We start from the raw sequence: 20,238 nt of genomic DNA on the forward strand, positions 1-20,238 counted from the left end.
ATCCCCATGAGCAAACTCTCCGGCCTTCGCACCCGCCTCCGGCGCGCGTTCCAGCGCGGCGCCATGGACCAACAAATGCTCGATGAAATGAAACACCACCTCGACGAAGAAACCGCCCGCCGCATCGCCGCCGGTGAAGACCCCTCCACCGCCCGCCGCCGCGCCGCCGCCGACTTCGGCTCCGTCGACGCCCGCACCGAAGAGGTCCGCGAGCGGCGTTGGGGAACGTGGGTCGAGTTGTGGTGGCATGACTTCGTTCAAGCCGTCCGTTCACTGCGTCGTGACCACCGGTTTTCTGTTGTGGTTATCGTCACCTTGGCACTGGGAATCGGCGCGTCGACCTCCGTCTACAGCGTGGTCGACCGCGTGCTGCTTAATCCCGTGCCAGGACCGCATGCCGACAGTATCATGCAGGTCGGCGAGTGGTCATACTATTCCGAAAATCCCGCCCCACAGCCTTCAGGTATCACGCCTCCGATATTGCAGGCATTGCTAGACAATTCGGATGCCTTTCCCGCCTTCACTTGGTGTGATCGTTCGACTCAGATGTCAGACCGTGAAGACGGCTTCGTAACCACGGTTTTCGGGTCACGCGTGCCCCCGGGGTTCTTCCGTTTCTTCGGCGTCCAACCCGTTCTTGGTCGCACTTTCACCGACGACGAGGCCCTCAACTACGACGCCCGTGAACCACCGCGCGACAGCGCTATCGTGCTCAGTCACGCATGGTGGAAATCGCGCTTTCAGGGCGATCCGACGATCATCGGTCAAACGGTTCGGATCGGCGATCGGCTGCTGACCGTCACCGGAGTCATGCCGAACTATTTTCAATTTCCATCTCGCTCCACCCAATATTGGCTTCCCGCCCAACCTGTTCGGCCTCGCCCCAATCATATGCGAGCTGCCAACACCATCGCGCTACTCAAGTTGCCGCCTGACGGTAGGCTCGCCCGCCTCGAGGTGTTACTCGACACGATCGCCGCCCAACTGCAACAGGACGAGACGCTGGCTTCGACCTACCGGAGCGTTTGGCAGAAGAACACCGATGGCTTGCAACTTTGGGTGCGACCGTTGCATGAAGCGCTGCAAGGACGCGTCTACAGCAGGGAATTCCCCCGTCTGCGCGAAACATTGAACGGCCTGTCGCTGGCAATCGCACTGGTGCTGTTGATCGTCTGCGCCAACACCGCCCATCTCACTCTCGCTCGCACGGAGCGCCGCCGCCGCGAACTGGCGGTGCGTGCCGCGCTCGGAGCTCGCCGAGGCCGCCTTATCCGCCAATTACTGCTGGAGAGCACTGTGCTCGCAGTGGTCAGCGGCGTCGCCGCGCTGGTCCTCACCCACTGGGGCCTTCACCTCTTGGCCAGTCTCAATCAACTCCCCCAGTTGCGTCCCATCGAGCTGGATGGACGCGCCTTGGCCATCGCGTTTGCCGTGACGGCTTTGACGGTCCTGTGTTTCGGTTTGTGGCCCGCTTGGCGCGGCAGTCACACACCGATCAACGCACACCTCAAGAACAGCGGCAACACCGCTACCTTGAGCATCGGTGCCCGCCGTCAGGGACGTTTGCTGGCCAGCCTGGAAGTCGCGCTCGCTTTAATCCTGCTGAGTGGAGCAGGTCTGATGATTCGCAGTGTAATCGAGCAACTGCGAGCGCCTCCAGGTTTCGCTTCCGATCACCTATTGTCGGCCGTCGTTTCCTTTTTGCCTACAGGCGGGTTTTCGCCAGACGCCGATACCCGCACCCACATCCGGGTGAGCACCGCCATGGATCGCCTTGCCGCGCTTCCCGGAGTCGAAGCAGTGGGCAGCTACAAACTCACCGGGTTGCAACTCCCCGCCGAAAACGAGACCGGCGACGTGCTCGGATTTACGGGCCGCAGCTACATCAGCTTGAATCAACGTGATTTTTTCCAAGTCGCGCAGGCTCCATTGCTCGGAGGGCGTTTCCTCACCTCGGCGGATCAGGGTGATGAAAACTCCGCCGTGGTGATCAACGAAACCATGGCCCGTGACTTTTGGCCCAACCAAGATGCCATGGGTCGAACCTTCCGCTACACCAACGGCGGCGCGCGCACCTTTCAGGTTGTCGGGGTGGTCGGAGACGCCCGACTGCTCGGAGTCGATGAGCCGGTCACCCCCCAATTCTTTCGCCCGCTGAATGAGGCGCCCTCGTGGGGTATGCCCAACCGATTCCTGCTCCGCACATCGCAAGACCCCGCGTTGTTGGCGACCGCCGTTCGCGCCGCGCTGCGTGAGGTCGACGCCGACATGCAGTTGCCGCACATTGAGACCATGACCTCTGCCCTCTATGACTCCACTCAGGCCCGACGCACATACCGCAACTACCTCTGTGTTTTCGCCGTTGCGGCGGTCGTGTTGGCGGCGCTCGGCATTCATAGCGTGCTCGCCTATTCCGTCGCGCGACGCACCCGCGAGATCGGTATCCGCATCGCGTTGGGCGCTGATCAGCGGCAGGTGGTCGCCATGATTGTCGGCGAAGGCGGACGTGTCGTAATGGCTGGCATTGCTCTCGGGCTTGTCGGGGCGCTTGCACTCGGCCACCTCATTCGCGCTCAACTCTACGGCGTAGCACCGTCGGACGCGTGGGTTCTCGCGATGACGCCCATCCTGCTCGCCACGATCGCCCTGATCGCATGCTGGCTCCCCGCCCGCCACGCGGCACGCATCGACCCCTTGGCCGCGCTGCGCACCGAATAACAATCCAACGACACCCCGCCTGCCCCATGAGCAAACTCTCCGGCCTTCGCACCCGCCTCCGGCGCGCGTTCCAGCGCGGCGCCATGGACCAACAAATGCTCGATGAAATGAAACACCACCTCGACGAAGAAACCGCCCGCCGCATCGCCGTCGGCGAAGACCCCGCCACCGCCCGTCGCCGCGCCGCCGCCGACTTCGGCTCCGTCGACGCCCGCACCGAAGAGGTGCGCGACGCCCGCTTCGGTGCCTGGGCCGAACACTTTTGGCAGGACCTGCGTTTCGCCGCCCGCAACTTGCGCAAATCCCCCGGTTTCACCGCGGTCGCGGTGCTCACCCTGGCGATCGGCATCGGGGCCAACACCGCCATCTTCTCCGTCGTCTCCGGCCTGCTGCTCAATCCCCTGCCCTACGCCGATTCCGACCGCATCATGGTCATCGACGAGGCCCCGGTTCCCGGCGGCACCGGCGGTTCTTGCGGCGGCACTTTCCTGGAGTGGCAGGAAAACCAGATCCACTTCGAATCCATGGCGGCCATTCACACGATGACTCACACCATGACCGGCCGCGGCGATCCGCAGATGGTCAACGGTTGGGAGGTCACGCCGCAGTATCTCAGTCTGTTCGGGTTGCGCACCGCCCTGGGTCGTGACTTCCGCCCCGAGGACGACGTTGCCGGGGCCAACGAACACATCGTGATCCTGAGCCACCGCTTCTGGCAGGAGACCTTCAACGGTGACCCGGGCGTCGTGGGTGACTTCGTGAACTTCGGCGGCGAGGGCTATCAAATCATTGGCGTGCTGGACCCCGACGCGCTGCTCGATCCCGACGTCCAGTTCCTGTCGCCCACCGGCATCCTCAACGACGAGCAAAAGCAGACGCGCAACTACCACTACGTCACGACCACCTTTGCCAAGCTCGCCCCGGGGGCCACTCCCGCCGCCGCCGCCGCCCAACTGACCACCGTCAAACAGGGCTTCAATCACCTCTACCCCGACCGCAAGAAAGACTGGACGGTGACCGTCACCTCGATGCAGGAGAGTATGTTCGGCGGCGCCCGCCAACCGCTCAACCTCCTGCTCTGGTCCGTCGGAGTCGTGTTGCTCATCGCCTGCGCCAACGTTGCCAATCTGCTCCTCGCCAAGACTTCCGCCCGGTCGGGCGAACTCGCGCTGCGTCTCGCTCTCGGCGCGACCAAGGGCCGCATCATTCGCCAAATGCTCACGGAGAGCCTGTTGCTGGCCGTGCTGGGAGGTGCCGCCGGCATCGCGGTCGCGGCGGCGACCATCAATCCGTTGGTGGTTTTCGCCGGCGTAAACGATCTCCAGCGCATCGAGATCGGACTCGATGGCGGTGTGCTCGCCTTCGCCCTCGGCGCTTCGTTGCTCACCGGTTTCGTCTTCGGTCTACTGCCCGCCTTGCGCGCGGCCGGCCCCAACGTGGGAGATGCCATCAAAGACGGCGGTCGCAGCGGCAGCGCCGGCAGACGCCGCCACCTGCAATCCATCCTCATCATCGCCGAAACCGCTCTCACTGTCGTGCTCCTCGTGGTGGCCGGGTTGCTCATGCGCAGCTTTCTCAACGCCGCCAACCAGAACCTGGGTTTCGAAACCGACGGCGCCCTGACCTTCCGCCTGAACCAAAACGGCGACACCGCGCAGACCGTCGAAAAACGGCTGCAGTTTGCCGACCAGATCCTGGCCGAGCTCCGCACCATTCCCGGCGTGGAAAGCGCCGCGTTCATCAGCAACATGCCCATGAACGGCAACCGCTTCTACGGAGACTCCATCCAGCGCGCCGATCGCATCGAGCCCGACAACAACATCATCGCCGGCTTCGATGCCGTCTCGCCCGGCTATTTCCAAACCATGCGCACCCCCTTGCTGCGAGGCCGCGACCTCACCGCCGCCGACAACCGCATCGACGCGCCCAAGGTCTTGATCGTCAACCAGTCCGTCATCGATCGCTTTTTCGACGCCGACGAGAACCCCCTCGGGTATCACATCCAATTCAAGGGCGAGCCCCACGAAATCGTCGGCGTGGTCGCCGACGCCCGCCGCTTCGCCGTCGACGGTCAGCCCTTTCGCCAGGTTTACCTGCCGCTGGCGCAATTCCCCTGGAGCACCCACTACGTATTGCGCACGCAACTACAGCCCGCGTCCCTCGCCGCCGCCGTGCGTCAGGCCGTGCAACGGGTGAATCCCAACCAGCCGATTCACCAACTGCGCACCCTGGAAGACATGGCGGATGAAACGCTCAACTTCCGCACCATGATGCTCACCCTGCTCAGTCTCTTCGCCGGCGCCGCCCTGTTGCTCGCTTGCGTGGGCATCTACGGCGTCATGGCTTACAGCGTCAATCAACGCACCCGCGAGATGGGCATCCGCCTCGCCCTCGGGGCGGCGGCGCGCGATGTCATCGCCCTGATTCTGCGGGACGGGTTGAAAGTCATCGCCATCGGACTGGCCATTGGCGCCATCGGGGCCGGCTTTGCCTCCCATCTGCTGGAAAGCCAGCTCTACAATGTCGACCCCCTCGATCCCGCCACCTTCGTGATGGTGTCCCTCATCCTCGTCGCGGTCGGTGCCACCGCCTGCTTCCTCCCCGCCGTCCGCGCGTCCAAGACCGATCCCATGCAATCCCTGCGCGCCGAATGACCGGCGGCAAGCCACAGCGTTCTGGTCGCCCAACCGCGTCCCATCGCGACACCCGCCCCGACAGGGCATTCAGCCCCCGGCGAGCGGCGCACCTCCATCCACGAGCGCGACTGCGCGCTCAAGCGATGGACTTGGTGCCGTCGCTTTTGAACACGACATACAAGGCGTGAATCGCCCCCGGTAGCCAGAACAGCAGCGTCAGCAAAAGATTGAGCAAAAACTCCGTGCCGAAGCCGCGGCGAATCGCAACGGCGGCGGGTGGAAGCACGAGACTGATGATGATGAAGATGATGAACATGAGGGCACAGACCCCCGTCACCCAAATCGGTGCGTAGATTTTTTCGCGGCGACGCCCACACCATCAACAACTCCCGCGGTAAGGCGGTCCATGCTTGCTTGACGCTTGGCGTGATGCGAGCGGGTCCCCACTTTCAACCTCATGCCCCGCGATGATGCTCCGATTCCGACCGACCCCACCGCCACGGACTCCGCTCACGACCTGCCCCCGCCACCACCGGAGGAAGTTGAACTGACCGTGCCGCATCGCTTGCGCCGGTTGGGGTTTGGTTTGGTGGTCGATGCCACCTTGGGAGCGGCGAGTTTCGAGAAAGGATTTCTCTACACTGTGAAGCAGTTCGTGCAGCGACCCCGCGCGGGCTTTCAGGGTTATCTGGGCGCGGATCGGTTGAAGTTCAGCAACCCCTTGCGCCTGTTGGTTTTTGTCACGGCCGTGGCGACGTTCTTCAATTTTCAGTTTGGGTCGATGGATTCCGAATTTGCGAAAGCCGCGCAGGGTGACAATGGAACCGTGAGTCCGGAAATGCGAGAAAACCTGCTCCTGATGAACGTTTTATTGAAGCGGTATTTCAACGTGATGATGTTGGCGGGAGTGCCGCTGCTGGGATTGGCGAGCCGGGTTCTGTATTGGAAACGGGCCTACAACTTCGTGGAGCATATGGCGCTCAACGCGTTTTTAATGTCGATCTCGACGATGGCATATTTGCTCACCGTAGTGTTGGGAGTGTGGGTCGGCAAAATGGGCCTGATTTACGGGGTGATTTCCCTGGCCTATCAAACATGGGTGTATCGCCGCGTGATGGGCCCCGGTTGGCTGCGGGCCATCAGCTGCACCATCGTAGGCACCGTTCTCTATTACATCGTTTTCGCGGCGGTGCTGATCGTCTTTTTCGCAGTCCGCGACGGAGTGTCTTAACGCGACGGGCAACCTCCGCATAAACCGCGGAACAGACGACCACAACAATGGCGACCTGTTTTCGCTCCCCGGTGCTCGAATCAGCCGTCGGCTCCTGCGTTGTTCTCCGACTCCAATCGACCATCGAGCGATTTTCATCATCTGGACAAGGCTCGCGCCCTCCCGGAGGCCGCGGTCATAAATATGCTCTCTCGGTGTCCCATTACCCCCTCATTTCGCGCATGAGCCGGTGTCGTCAATTCAACCGTGTTTCGGTTCCACTGCTTCAACCCCGTCCCCGCTAGCTACTTGAAAAAACCGTCGTTTATGTCTCGTGGCGCCATTGGCCTGTCCACGGTCCTTGGTCTCGTGTTCGCCACCAACCTCATCTTCGCGGCTGCGACCGATTCGAAGAGCGCCGCCACCCCGCAGGTTCCCGAGTATCCGAAAGACTGTGACACCATCGCCCCGCCCGTCGGCTTCACGTTTCCGAACGTGAGCTCCGCGCTCCCGTTTGATTTGGGCTCCCTGCGCGCGACCGTCGAAACGACAGCGCCCGCTCCGGCAAAAATGTCGTCCACTGCCGGTCACGCCGCCGACCACGATTGCGGCGTTTTCGAAACTCAAAAACAGTTCGACCTGTTTTCCTGGGCCACCTTCATCGGGCTCAACTGGCCGGCCGATTCCTCCGGCAATCCGATCTCCGGCGATATCGGAACTCAACCCACCTCGCCAAGGGTGTGGGAATACTACCTCTCGCCTTCGCAAATTTTTAAGGCGAACGGCGTCGCTCCGGATCCCTGGGGAACGCCGGAGAACGAGGCGCGCACCCTGAGCGCGATCAGCAAGCACACCGAGATCCTCGACGAGGTGGACGAAGCGTTCTTCAACCTCGAAACCCCGCTCCCGCCCATCACTGATCTCAACAACGAATATGTGCGTTACGAGATTCGGATCAACAAAGCGGAATACGACTACATCGTGACCAACACGCTGTATAATACCGAGGGCCAGCAGACCTTCATCAACAACGGAAACACCGTCAGTTTCCCCAGCGGAAAACTCCCCGTCGGCCCGACGCCCGGCCAGCGCGGCGCCATGGAACTAAAGGTCGCCTGGAAACAAATGGGGGCCGGCGACGATCCCTCAAAATTCTACACCATCACCCCGATCGTTGAAGAGCCGTTCAACAAACCCCACACGATTACCGGCAAAACCTACGGCCTCGTTGGCATGCATATCATGGTGCGCACCGAGAGTGCTCCCGAATGGGTCTGGGCGACGTTCGAACACGTCGACAACGCGCCCATCATGGATCTACGCACCTCGGTTCCGGACAAATTCAAGGCCAAGGGCTCTTACAGCTTCTGGAACAAAGCAGGCACCCACTCCTTCGGCGGTTTCGATCCCGCTGCATTTTCGACCCTCGATGCGATGAAATCGGCCCCAAATTACTATCAACCGAAGAACGAACGCCAATTGTCTCAGATCACCAAAGTGATCACCGACAACAACGCCGTGTCCGACTCGAAATGGACCAAGAATCTCAACGCCACCATGCAGGGCAAACTCGCCGGCACGGTCTGGGCCAACTACCGCCTCATCTCCACCCAATGGCCCGTGAATCCCGGCACCAAACCCGCCGGGAATCCCGCCCCCGTAAGTCTCGGTAATCCCGTGCTCGAAACTTACATGCAGGTGAACGGTAGCTGCATGAACTGTCACGCCGGTGCCACCTACGGTAACGCGCAGACCGCCGCCAATAACGCCAACTTCAGCTTCATGCTGCAGCGCGCGAAGAGCGCGAAGAGCAAGACAACCTCCCCTCACAACTAACTCCCACCTCACGCCATGTCTCAACCCACCCCCTCCCCGGACGGCGAGTCGCGCCGCAAATTCATCGGATCCCTTGGGGCCGCCGCCCTGGCCGGGGCCGCGCTCCCAGTTCGCGGCGCCGGCGCCAGCGCCGAACAGACCGTCGATGCTCCTGCCCATGACGACCAGCACATCTGCATGGGTCTCAACACCAAGACGACCGTCGTCGCCGGTATCAGCTACGCGCCCGGTGAATGTCCCGCCACTAATGTCGATTCCCACGGTTGCGCCGGCGGCAACAGCTGCGCCAATCTGGGCGGCTGCGGCACCGGCGACTACGGCCGCCAATACTGGATCACCGATAACGCCTGCGGCACAACCAGCCCACACTGGAACGGCACCGGCGGCTGCGGCGCACCGATTGGCCACGGCAATTCCGGCTTCGTTTCCACTCAGCTCAACAGCGCCGCTCCCGACGAGATTCCGGGCAAACCGGGCCAGTATTACAGCAACGCCTTCATCGGCAAACCCGTCTGGAACATTGCCCGCTCCCGTTTTGAAAAGAAGATGGTGATCGCGGGCAAATCCTTCGGTAAACCCGCCAGTCTGCCGAGTGCCCTGATCGCCAACGCCTGGAGCGGCAGCGGTCACTACGATCCCAACGGTCTGCCCGAACCTTACCCTACACCCATGCCGCCCAAGCTGCCCAAACCGCCGAAGGTTCCGAAGGCCCCCAAACCGACTTCGTAACGGGCCCGCGACACCCGACTCCACCTCACCATGGCCAATCGATTTGATCTCCCCAACCTCGGTCTGGGCATCGGACTGCGCAGTCCGCACTTCCCCTACATTCTGGAGCATTGGCCCCAGGTCGATTGGTTCGAGGTCATCTCCGAAAACTACATGGACAGTCGCGGCAAACCCCGCGCGGTCCTCGACCAAATCGCCGAGCGCTACCCCTTGGTGATGCACGGGGTATCGCTTTCGATCGGCAGCTCCGACCCGCTCGACTTCGACTACTTGGCCAAACTCAAAGCTCTCGCGGCCGAGGTTTCCCCGGTTTGGGTGTCGGATCACTTGTGCTGGACCGGTATCGCCGGACTCAACACCCACGATCTTCTACCCATGCCCCTCACCGAGGACGCACTCGCGCACACCGTCGAGCGTATCCGCATCGTGCAGGACTACCTCGAACGCCCCCTCGTGCTCGAAAACCCCAGCACCTATCTGGAGTTCGAGGCCTCCACCATGCCCGACGCGGAATTCCTCGGTCGCATGGCCGCCGAGGCCGACTGCGGCATACTTCTTGATGTGAATAATATTTACGTCTGTGCCCGCAACCACGGCTGGGACCCCGACGCCTACATCCGCACCATCCCGGCCGATCGCATCATCCAATTTCACCTCGCCGGACACGAGGACTGCGGCACCCACATCATCGATACCCACAATACCAACGTCATCGACGAGGTGTGGGAACTCTACCGCTCCGCGCACCTTCACACCGGTGGCGACGGCGCCGCCACCCTGCTCGAATGGGATGCCGACATCCCGCCCTTCCCGGTCCTCATGGCCGAAGTGGCTCAGGCCAAGGACTTCATGACCGTTGCCCGCACTCAACCACGAGCATCCTCCCCCGCGGCCGCCGCGCCCAAAGCCGACGGGCGATCATTCCCGCATCCGTTGCACATCATGCCCACGGAATGATCCCCTTCGAAAGTCTGCAACGCTGGCTCCTCGCGGCCATCCAACAGCCTCAGAGCAAGGACGTTCGCGAAATCGAATCCGTGGTCGCCAACGCCAACGGACGACTGCCACCCGCCGCCCGCATCGGCATCTACGCCGCCTCCTTCCACGGCCGCCTCATCCAGTGCTTGGAATCTGAATACCCCGTGCTGCGCCACGCCCTCGAGGAAGATCTCTTCCATCAATTTGCGACCGGCTACCTGCAGACCTTCCCGCCCACCACCTACACCCTTACGCGCCTCGGTGAGAACTTCCCCCGCCACCTCCGCGAAACCCGACCGGACAACGAAGCGGAGCTCTGGCCCGAGTTCATCATCAACCTCGCCACCCTCGAACGCACCTTCTTCGAAGTTTACCACGCCGAAGGCCACGAGAAGACCACCCCGAAACCCGCCACCGACCCGGTCGCCATCGCCGCCGAACCCTGGACCCGCACGCTCCACCTCGCCTTCCCGGTTCACGACTATTTTCCCGCCGCGCGCCTCCACCTCAAGGAGCCCGAAATTCACGCCGCGCCCGACATCCCCGCCCCCCGCTCCACCACCGTTCTGATCTACCGCCGCAACTTCCAAGTCCGGCTTCGAGAGATCGCCGACAACGCCGGGCAATAGCGCGATGCAGTGCGGGCTCCTGAAACGGTAAGCGGGGACTCCGGGGCATATGATCAAGCCGCAGCAAACCGGACCATTCCGGGCGTTTCATTTCAAATGCGTAGGAGCTCTCAGGCCCGCAGAGATTGAACAAATACCTCCCCGAGGTAGTCGAACCGGAAGGAACTCCCCCCGCATGATCCGGCACGCCTCATCCCCCACCGTGATCGCGACAATGGTCGCGGCCCTCGCGGCATCCGCGCCGCCAGTGGGCGCAGACACGATGCGGGAGAAGATCACCGGCAACCTCCAAGCAGCCTTTCAATTCGATCCCGCCGCCCGGGAAACCCTGCCCGACAATGATGACATTATCCTGATGGAGCCGGTCGTCGTGCAGGAACAATCGCTTTCGCGGGGACTGGAAAACGCGGTGGACCAGGAACGGAGCAAGCTCACGCCGACCTTCAATATCCAGGAAGGCGGCGAGTTCATCAAAGACGCTTTCGGCCGCATCACGGTGCAGGCCAAACCACATCAGGACCCCATCCCCACCGGCATCGGTAAGGATATCCCCATCGCCCGCTGGTCGCTGTTGCAGATCAAGTGGTAGTGACGGTGTTAAAATGCCGAGCCCCGCATCGGCAACGCGCCGTTTTTCCTATTGACGTTCTAAAGGAAGGCGCACTTTCTTTCATTCAGATCCTCTAAAGGTAAAAGCATGAAATCAGACAAAACTGAACTTCTGCAGGGCACGCTCGATATGCTGATCCTGAAGGCCCTCCAACTCGACGCGATGCACGGTTTCGGTCTCTCCCAACGCCTTCGCCAAATGTCGGCCGAAGTGTTTCAGGTGGAGATGGGCTCGCTCTATCCCGCGCTCTGCCGCCTGGAAAAGAAGGGCTGGATCAAAGGCAAATGGGGCGTCTCCGAAGCCAACCGTCGCGCTCGCTACTATTCGCTGACCGCCGCTGGTCGCCGCCAATTTGAAACGGAGAAGTCCCACTGGGCGCTCCTGTCGAACACCGTCAACACAATGCTCGACGCCACCTGATCCCAGTCGTCGGCATCGCTGAATTTCACGAACGAAAACCCTCACCCGGAGGGACCGGTTCCACCCGGTCCGCACTGCCGCTCCCATCCACCCACGTAGGCCGCCTACTCGCCGACGCGCCTTTCCATCGCCCGGACACCACACCATCGACACGCCCGCAGAAACCACGCCCCCGGAAGCGCGAGCAAGCTCGCGGCCTACTTTCCAATCCACGGAGGGACTGGTTCCACCCGGTCCGCACTGCCGCTTCCATCCACCAACATAGGCCGCCTACTCGCCGACGCCCCTTTCCATCGCCCGAACACCACACCATCGACACGCCCGCAGAAACCACGCCCCCGGAAGCGCGAGCAAGCTCGCGGCCTACTTTCCAATCCTCGAAGGGACCGTCCGCGCACCAACCATCCACCATTGTAGGCCGCCTGCTCGCAGGCGCTCCCTCATCTGCCCCTCCGCTTCGTTCTCTTCGTTGCCTTCGGTAAATCCACCCTCCGACCAACCTTCCCTTACCCCTCATTCCTCATGCGCTGGTGGTCCTCCTTCTCGTATTCGCTGAAATCACTTTTTACCCGAAAACAATGGGACGCCCAACTCGCCGAGGAGGTGCGCACTCACGTGGAGATGGCGACCGAGGCCAACATCGCCCAGGGTATGTCGCCCCGCGAGGCGCGCTTCGCCGCGCTGCGTGAATTTGGCAACGTCGTCGCGACTCAGGAGCGCACCCGCGACGAACGCGGCTGGGTGTGGTTGGAACAATTGTGTCATGATACTGGATACGCCTTTCGCAACCTGCGCAAATCCCCCGGGTTCGCCCTTGTCGTCATCTTCACCCTCACCGCCGGCATCGGTTGCAACACGGCGTGCTTCAGCCTGCTCAACAGTCTGTTGCTACGCCCGCTCGCCTACCCCAACTCGGACCGCATCGTCTTCCTTGCGGAGTCCCCTCCCGGCGAAATCAGTTACGACAGCAACGGTGCCTCCTTCGCCCGGTGGCAGGAAAACGACGACCTGTTTGAACAGCTGGGCGGCTATCATTTACGCGGGACAACCCTCACCGGCCGCGACCATCCCCGTCCGGTCCACCTGACCGAAACGACCGCCGGACTGTTCGAGATATTCAGCGCGCGTCTTGCGCAGGGACGGGGCTTTCATCGCTCAGAATACCAGCCGGGCCGGGGTCACGTTGCGGTCATCAGTCACGAATTTTGGCAACAACAGCTGGGCGGCGATCTGGACATCCTCGGCGCGCAACTCGTTTTCGACGGAGTCGGACACGAAGTGATCGGCGTGCTCGAACCCTGGGCGTTTCCCTACGACAACGCGATTTTCGTCCCCTCCGATGTGCTCCTCAACGAGGCCAAACGCGCCCCCGGAAGCGACTACGATATGTCGACCTTCGCCCTCCTGAATCCCGACGTCGATCGTGGCCCGGCCCAGACGCGACTCCAGAGCACACGCGGGGCCCATCCAGACTCCTACCTGCCGGAACAGCGCGATTGGCGCGATACGATCCAGAGCTGGCGCGACGCCAGCTACGGCACCTACAAACCCGCCTTCATGATGACCGCCCTGGTGGTGGCTGCCATCCTGCTGATCGCCTGTGTCAACATCACCAACCTCGCCCTCGCCCGCAACCGCGCCCGGTCGGGCGAGATCGCACTTCGCCTGGCCCTCGGTGCCTCGACCAGCCGCATCGTGCGGCAGCTCCTCACCGAGACCATGCTGTTGGCCACCCTCGGCGGTCTGCTGGGCGCGGTCACCGGGGTCGCGCTGTTCCAGGGATTCACCCGGTGGACCAACATGGACATGCTGCGTTTTGTTGAAACCAGCCTCGACTACCGGGTGCTGCTTTTTGCCACGGCCGCCACCGTGTTGTCCGGTTTGGTCTGCGGCCTCCTGCCGGCCCTCCGTTGCGCCCGACCGGGTATCAACACCCATCTCAAGGAAGGCCAGCAGGGCGTGGCCACGGGTAAACGCCGTCGTCTGCAGTCCGGCTTGGTCATCGCGGAATGCGCCTGCACCGTCGCTCTGCTCATCATGGCGGTCCTCCTGCTGCGCAGCCTGCAGAACGTAGCCGCTTCCGACCCCGGATTCACCCGGGAAGGGGTGCTCTACTTTAGTCTCTCGGCCCCCGCCGAACGCACCCCCGACGCCGACAGCAGCGCCCGCTTCACCGACGAGGTGATCGCCCAGCTGCACCGTATTCCCGGCGTCGCTGCCGCCGGTGCGACCTCGGCCGTGCCGATGAGCAAGGTTGAATACCGGACCGAAGCGGTGCGCCGGATCACTCAGGATCTGGACGCGGTGGGCCTGACAGTCGGGATCGACAGCGTTTCACCCGGCTATTTCAACACGCTACAAATTCCACTCCTGCGAGGACGCCCCCTCACGGCCGCGGACAATCAAGCGGCGGCGCCCCGCGCGGCCCTCGTCAACTCCCGCCTGGCGGACCTTTTGTTTGAAAACGAACCCGCCCTCGGCAGCCCGATTGTCTGGCGCGGCGAACAATGGGAAATCGTCGGCATCGTCGGCGATACGGCGCGCTACCACTTGGGCCATGATCCCATCCCTCAACTGTTCGTGGCGCAGGCCCGGCTTTCCTTACCGATGAGCTACGTTCTGCGGGCCCACGTCGATCCGATGAGTTTGATTAAATCCGTGCGAGCCGCGGTCGAAGAAGCCCACCCCGGGCTCGCTCTGACCAACCTTCACCGGCTTTCAGATCGGGCCGATGGCTCGATGGGGCTACGCCGAATTTTCCTCAGCATTTTCGGGCTGTTTGCGTGCGTCGGACTGGCGCTGGCGGCCATGGGCGTTTTTGGTCTCATGACCTATACCGCCGCGCAACGCATGCGTGAGATGGGGATCCGCATCGCCCTGGGCGCGACCACTCGCAACATCATGAACCTCATCCTCGGCGACAGCCTGCGGCTGATCGGCCTCGGTCTGCTCGCCGGAACGGTTCTGGCCGCGGTCGGTTCCCGACTGCTGCAGTCCCAGCTCTACGCCATCAACCACTTCGACCCCGTGAGTTATCTCCTCGCCGTCGCCACCCTCGCGGCCACCGGCACGCTCGCCAGCCTTCTCCCCGCCTGGCGTGCCGCCCGCGCCGATCCCATCGCGGTGCTACGCGCCGAATAACCCCACCCCACCATCATGCGTTCTTCATTCATCCGCCACACCCTGCGCTTCGCTGCGCTGGCCAGCCTCCTGATCTCCCCCGTGTTGGCCCGTGATATTGCGGGCACTTTCGCCGACAAAGGCGTGAAGATCGGCGATGGTGACAGCGTATCGCTCCATGCTCTGTTCAACCTGCAGTTCGATGCCGAGCTTGGCCGCGCCAACTACGGCGGCACCGCTCAAGTTCGCATACGACCCGGCAAAAGTTATCTCAATTTGAACTTCGTGGGATCCACCCGCCTCACCGTGGACGAGCGTAGTTGGAGAACGGTGTCCTACGAAGCCGACGAAGGTGAAGGAACCATGGTGCGAATACAGTCCCCTCTCGTGCCGGATGATTCCACCGTCCTGACGCTGGAAACGGTCTCCGCCGGCAAACTATTGCAAGTAAAAGTGATCCAATTGGAAGCGACGTCCTTCGGCCCCCGCCCCCGCGTCATCGGCACCTACCTCTTCCACCGCGCCTAACTGCCTCCTCGCCCCGCACGCACGATCCTGAGTGGTAGTCTCAACGTAGGCCGCCTGCTCGCAGGCGCTCCCGTCGCTACTGGCTGAGGTTTAGACCATCGTCCCGTATGAATTGAATTTTACCCCAAAAACGCGAAGTTCGCAAAGCGCTGGCGATGTGATTCTGGGCGGACTTTGCAGCCTTCGTGCGAAGTCCGATTGGATCGTCCTGCTGGTTTGCAGAAGGTAACAAAGAAAACGAAGCCCCCTCCAACCGAAGCGCGAGCAAGCTCGCGGCCTACATTCGAATCCCCGGAGGGACCGGTTCCACCCGGTCCGTGCTGCCGCTCCCATCCACCCACGTAGGCCGCCTGCTTGCAGGCGCTCCCGTCGCTACTGGCTGAGGTTTATACCATCGTCCCGTATGAATTGAATTTTACCCCAAGAACACGAAGTTCGCAAAGCGCTGGCGGTGTGAATCTGGGCGGACTTTGCGGCCTTCGTGTGAAGTCCGATTGGGTCGTCCCGTTGGTTTTACAGAAGGTAACAAAGAAAACGAAGGCACCTCCAACCGAGGCGCGAGCAAGCTCGCGGCCTACATTCCGATCCCCGGAGGGACCGGTTCCACCCGGTCCGTGCTGCCGCTCCCATCCACCATCGTAGGCCGACTGCTCGCAGGCGCTCCCTCCCACCCAGGCACGCCTCGCCTTTCTCGGCGTTAACCGGGCAACCGTTCCCGCAGGTTGTGTCCGGCGGTCCGCTCGGTTTGACTGCGGCATGGCTCAATCCGAATCCACGTTGCCCTTGGTCGCACTCAGCGGTGCCAGCGGCTTTGTGGGCACGCACTTGCGCCGGGCCCTGGCTGACGACTGCCGCTTTCGCGCCCTCACGCGTAGTCCCAGCATTCTCGAGGCCAACCCCTCCACCTCCGCGACCGAGTGGCGGCAATGCGATCTCTACTCCCTGCCCCAGCTCACCTCGGCCCTCCAGGGCTGTGATATCGGCGTGTATTTGGTGCACTCCATGGCGCCGTCGAGCCGCCTCATGCAGGGCAACTTCGAGGACACCGATCTGTTGCTGGCCGACAACTTCATCCGCGCCGCCGAACGCGCCGGACTGCGCCACGTCATTTATCTCAGCGGGCTCATGCCGCCCGACGGCGATAGCCTCTCGCCCCACCTGCGGTCACGTCGCGAGGTCGAAGCCGTGCTGCGCAGCCGCTCGGTAAACGTCACCGTGCTTCGCGCCGGCCTCATCTTCGGGGCGGGCGGTTCGTCATTCTCGATGTTGGTCAATCTCGTGCGTCGCCTGCCCGTCATGATCCTCCCCGACTGGGCCGGTTCACTCACCCAATCCATCGACGTGCAGGACATCTGCGCCGCCATAAAACTCGCGATGACCGAGTCCGCCTTCGCGTCGGGCACCTACGACCTCGGCGGACACCAACCGATGACCTATGGCGAGTTGATCCACGCCACCGCGCGCGGTCTCGGCCGCCGCGTGCGCTCGATCGACGTGCCGTTCAATCTCTTCACCCTGTCGCAACACTGGGTGGCCTTGTTCGGCGGCGTGCCCCTCGCGCTGGTCGGTCCGTTGCAGGAAAGCCTGCGTCACGACCTCTCCGCCCAGGACAATCCCCTCCTTGATCGTCTCCGCCCTCAGCTCGTGCCCCTGGCGGAATCCCTGCGCCGCGCCGTCGATGCCGACGGCCACCCACTGCCCAATCCCCGCAGCACCACCCAACGCACTGACCGCCAGAAAATCCGCCGCGAGCGCCGCGTCCGTTCCGTGCAGCGCATGCCGCTGCCCACCGGCTGGGACGCCGCCCAAGTCTGCGACGCCTACGGCACCTGGCTCACCCGCCGGTTCGGTGGTATCGTGAGCGCGACCCAAGATTCCGACGGCGTGCTGCACTTCCGCTTGGCGCGCCGCTGGGTCTTGCTCGAACTCACGCCTACCCCGCATTCCCACCAAAGCAACCGCCGCCGCGCCTACCACATCACCGGCGGTTTGCTCGCCCGCCGCGTCACGCCGCCCGGACGCTTCGAGTTTCGCCTGTTTCCGGAAACCCAGTGCCTCATCGCCTCGATCCACGGCTTTTCCCCCGCCCTGCCGTGGTGGCTCTACGCCCGCACGCAAGCCGTTGTCCACCTCTGGGTCATGCGCGCTTTTGGCCGCCACCTCGGTCGCCAAGTCTGATCAGCGCCGCGGATCGCGCCGACGCCGCCGGGCGCATCAGCATTCTTACCCACCCGGCACGTAATCGCTTGAGCGACGTTCTCCGCATCGATTACGTAACGGCTTACCCCTCAATCGCTCCATGCCTTACCCCAAGTCCAAACCCCGCGGATTCACCCTCGTTGAAATCATGATCGTTGTCGTCATCATCGGCCTGCTCGCGGCCATGGCGATTCCCGCATTTCAACGCGTGCGGACCAAGTCTCGCCATTCGGCGGTGGCCAACGATCTGCGGGTCTTTGCCGACGCTTTTGAAACCTACGCCCTCGAGCACGGCACTTATCCGGCCGATGCACAGATCGGGGTGATCCCGCCCGAAATGGCCGGGGACAAAAGCACCCTGGACAATTCGACCTTCGCGGGCGTGACCCCGCTCGGAGGTCGATACGATTGGGACTACGGTGTGTTCGGCGTCACCGCCGCCGTGTCCGTGACCGACGTCACCGTTACCGAAGCGGAGCTTCTGGCCTTTGATACCACCTTCGACGATGGTAGCCTCACCTCCGGCGAATATCAGGGAACCACCGGCCGCTACTCCTACATTCTCCAACCCTGACGGGAGTATCGGGTGGACAACGATCGCCGCGCCCCGCCCCGCCAGCAAAGGTCACGCCCCACCTGACCTCACGGGCATCCCGCAAGACGTGTTGGCTTGGTTGAACGCTCGCACGGCCATGCAGCTCCCGCATCGGAGTGTGCCTCACGGTTAAACCGAATCGATCCGCCCCCGTCGCACGGCGGGCGCATCAGCCCTACCGACCTCCCGGTCACGACCCGCGGCTAAGGGGGCGGAAACACCCCCAAGTTTTTCAAAAAACCATGTCACCCATCCGACCGCACGTGGCACTCATCTGTGAAACCACAAAAATTCCACGAGTCGGTCGCGGCCTCGAGCCGTGACCGCAAACCCTCCCCCCACCGCTGTCATCATGAATCACTCCACCGCCAAAGCTCCCGCCAATCCCTTGGTCTTGATCGCTGTCTTTTGCAGCTTCGCCTCCGTCGGAATCGTCGCCCTCGCCTTCTGCCTGCTCCGCGACATCTCCAGCTCCGGCATGTGGGCTGTAGCCGCCATGTCCGCCGCCCCTTCCCTCATGGGGGTCGCCCTGGCCTTTTTCATCACCAAGCAACCACCCACCCCGGCCTCGCCGCCGCGGGAGTCGTTGTGAACGGTCGCCGCATGCTGCCCATCGGTGCTATCCGATGCGGGTAGCACGGCACCGCGCGGCGTTCCCGGCGATGACACTTCTTATTTTCGAAACACCCGCTTAGCGTAGACCTCATGCCAAGGTTTCGATTGCTCGGTCTCTGGTTGGTTTTGATGCTTCCGCTCGTGCACGCGGAACCATTTACCGTCCTCCTGGGAACATATACTCGAGATGGCAGCGAGGGCATCTACGCGACGACCCTCGATCCGACCACCGGAGCGATGACCAAAGCGCGATTGGTCAAAGCCATGCCCGATCCGGAGTTCCTCGCGCTGCACCCGCAACACCGGATCGTCTACGCGCTCACCCGCGACGCCGACGGACGAGGCGGCGTGGTGGCCCTGACGATGGACCCGGCGAGTGGCGCCCTCACCGAGCTCAATCGACGCACCGTGACATCCGGCACGTTTTGCCATCTGGCGGTGGATCCTGCAGGTCGCCGCTTGATTGCCGTGAGTTATGGCGGCGGCTACACCACCCAGTGGACACTCACGGAAGACGGACGCTTGGGTCCCGGCGGTGACCTCATCAAACATCACGGACCCCTGGGCCCCAACCCGGACCGCCAAGAAGCCCCGCACGCGCATTCGGTGACGATTTCCCGCGACGCCCGGTTCGCGTTCGTGGCCGATCTCGGTCTCGACCGCGTGCTGGCCTACGACCTCACCCGCGACGCCGCGACCCTCCACGCGCAACCCTCGCACGATGCCATCATTGCCGCCGGAGCCGGCCCGCGCCACAGCACGTTCTCGCCCGACGGAAACACCCTCTACGTGCTCAACGAACTCGACGGCTCAATCACCGTGCTCGCCTACGACGCAACGGACGCGGCCCTGCAACCACGCCAACACCTGTCGATTTTACCGGCCGACTATCACGGCCGGATATCGTCCTCCGAAATCCGAGCCCACCCCAACGGACGCTTCATCTACGCCGCCCATCGCGGCGACAATACGATCGCGATCTTCGCTCGCGACGAAAAGACGGGCACGCTGACGCGAACCGGTGCCGTGCCGACCGGCGGCCAGAACCCCCGCAACTTTGTGCTCAGTCCCGACGGACGTTGGCTCCTCTGCGCCAACCAAGACTCGCACAACCTGACCGCATTTCGGGTGAACGATCAAACCGGCGACCTCACCGCCACCGGCCAGGAAATCACCGTCGCCCGCTCCGTCTGCGTGCTCTTCGTCCCCCACGATTGAGCCCCAGGCGCGTTCAAGCCACCCGCGCCGTCAGCGCCACCAGCCGCCCCGCCTTCGTGCCGGACCTCTGGTCATCGACGACTGCAGAACCAACCACCGCGTGCGCTTGATCGACCAAACGAGAATGCGGCGGAGTGAATTCTTTTTGCCCGAGTCGACTTCCGGCGCAATCGCTGGCGCGTTCCCCCCGCTCCACC

Annotated in this window: 16 protein-coding genes; 15 read left to right on the forward strand and 1 reads right to left on the reverse strand. The window is 62.9% G+C overall.

Annotation, left to right across the window (positions count from 1 at the left end; all coding sequences use genetic code 11):
• Nucleotides 1-6: 6 nt before the first annotated feature.
• Both PXH66_RS13455 and PXH66_RS13460 read left to right on the forward strand, forming a co-directional pair.
• Complete coding sequence (locus PXH66_RS13455) at nt 7-2,718, forward strand: ABC transporter permease (protein ID WP_330932038.1); 2,712 nt, start codon at nt 7-9, stop codon at nt 2,716-2,718.
• Between the two features lie 26 nt (nt 2,719-2,744).
• On the forward strand, nt 2,745-5,372 hold the full coding sequence (locus PXH66_RS13460; protein WP_330932039.1) for an ABC transporter permease: 2,628 nt from the start codon (nt 2,745-2,747) through the stop codon (nt 5,370-5,372).
• A gap of 118 nt (nt 5,373-5,490) precedes the next feature.
• Here PXH66_RS13460 and PXH66_RS13465 read toward each other — a convergent pair whose 3' ends face one another.
• Nucleotides 5,491-5,670, reverse strand: coding sequence for a YqaE/Pmp3 family membrane protein (locus tag PXH66_RS13465; RefSeq protein ID WP_330927549.1), 180 nt, complete (start codon nt 5,668-5,670; stop codon nt 5,491-5,493).
• 141 nt (nt 5,671-5,811) lie between these two features.
• Between PXH66_RS13465 and PXH66_RS13470 the strand changes: the two genes are divergently transcribed.
• The 13 genes from PXH66_RS13470 to PXH66_RS13530 all read left to right on the forward strand — a co-directional run bounded on the left by PXH66_RS13470 (nt 5,812) and on the right by PXH66_RS13530 (nt 20,041).
• Nucleotides 5,812-6,585, forward strand: coding sequence for a hypothetical protein (locus PXH66_RS13470; protein ID WP_330927550.1), 774 nt, complete (start codon nt 5,812-5,814; stop codon nt 6,583-6,585).
• A 306-nt stretch (nt 6,586-6,891) separates the two neighbouring features.
• Nucleotides 6,892-8,400, forward strand: coding sequence for a hypothetical protein (locus PXH66_RS13475; RefSeq protein ID WP_330927552.1), 1,509 nt, complete (start codon nt 6,892-6,894; stop codon nt 8,398-8,400).
• Between the two features lie 15 nt (nt 8,401-8,415).
• Nucleotides 8,416-9,129, forward strand: a complete 714-nt coding sequence (locus PXH66_RS13480) for a hypothetical protein (RefSeq protein ID WP_330927553.1) — start codon at nt 8,416-8,418, stop codon at nt 9,127-9,129.
• A 30-nt stretch (nt 9,130-9,159) separates the two neighbouring features.
• A complete protein-coding gene (gene bufB, locus PXH66_RS13485; RefSeq protein ID WP_330927554.1) occupies nt 9,160-10,086 on the forward strand; it encodes an MNIO family bufferin maturase in 927 nt (308 codons plus the stop codon).
• Nucleotides 10,083-10,736 carry an HvfC/BufC N-terminal domain-containing protein gene (locus PXH66_RS13490; protein ID WP_330927555.1) on the forward strand — a complete coding sequence of 218 codons (654 nt, stop codon included), beginning with the start codon at nt 10,083-10,085 and terminating at the stop codon, nt 10,734-10,736. The genes bufB and PXH66_RS13490 overlap by 4 nt, the downstream gene beginning before the upstream one ends.
• 202 nt (nt 10,737-10,938) lie before the next feature.
• Nucleotides 10,939-11,325: a hypothetical protein gene (locus PXH66_RS13495; RefSeq protein WP_330932040.1), complete on the forward strand. Its 387-nt coding sequence runs from the start codon at nt 10,939-10,941 to the stop codon at nt 11,323-11,325.
• Nucleotides 11,326-11,433: 108 nt separating this feature from the next.
• On the forward strand, nt 11,434-11,766 hold the full coding sequence (locus PXH66_RS13500; RefSeq protein WP_330927557.1) for a PadR family transcriptional regulator: 333 nt from the start codon (nt 11,434-11,436) through the stop codon (nt 11,764-11,766).
• A gap of 522 nt (nt 11,767-12,288) precedes the next feature.
• The gene (locus PXH66_RS13505; RefSeq protein ID WP_330927558.1) at nt 12,289-14,907 is read left to right on the forward strand and encodes an ABC transporter permease; all 2,619 of its coding nucleotides are present in this window, start codon (nt 12,289-12,291) and stop codon (nt 14,905-14,907) included.
• 15 nt (nt 14,908-14,922) lie between these two features.
• On the forward strand, nt 14,923-15,414 hold the full coding sequence (locus PXH66_RS13510; RefSeq protein WP_330927559.1) for a hypothetical protein: 492 nt from the start codon (nt 14,923-14,925) through the stop codon (nt 15,412-15,414).
• Nucleotides 15,415-16,170: 756 nt separating this feature from the next.
• On the forward strand, nt 16,171-17,592 hold the full coding sequence (locus tag PXH66_RS13515) for an NAD(P)H-binding protein (RefSeq protein ID WP_330927560.1): 1,422 nt from the start codon (nt 16,171-16,173) through the stop codon (nt 17,590-17,592).
• 121 nt (nt 17,593-17,713) lie between these two features.
• On the forward strand, nt 17,714-18,187 hold the full coding sequence (locus PXH66_RS13520) for a type II secretion system protein (RefSeq protein ID WP_330927561.1): 474 nt from the start codon (nt 17,714-17,716) through the stop codon (nt 18,185-18,187).
• A 373-nt stretch (nt 18,188-18,560) separates the two neighbouring features.
• Nucleotides 18,561-18,800: a hypothetical protein gene (locus PXH66_RS13525; protein WP_330927562.1), complete on the forward strand. Its 240-nt coding sequence runs from the start codon at nt 18,561-18,563 to the stop codon at nt 18,798-18,800.
• A gap of 113 nt (nt 18,801-18,913) precedes the next feature.
• A complete protein-coding gene (locus PXH66_RS13530) occupies nt 18,914-20,041 on the forward strand; it encodes a lactonase family protein (RefSeq protein ID WP_330927563.1) in 1,128 nt (375 codons plus the stop codon).
• Nucleotides 20,042-20,238: the final 197 nt, after the last annotated feature.

The organism is Synoicihabitans lomoniglobus (assembly GCF_029023725.1).
Classification (GTDB): Bacteria; Verrucomicrobiota; Verrucomicrobiia; order Opitutales; family Opitutaceae; genus Actomonas; species Actomonas lomonigloba.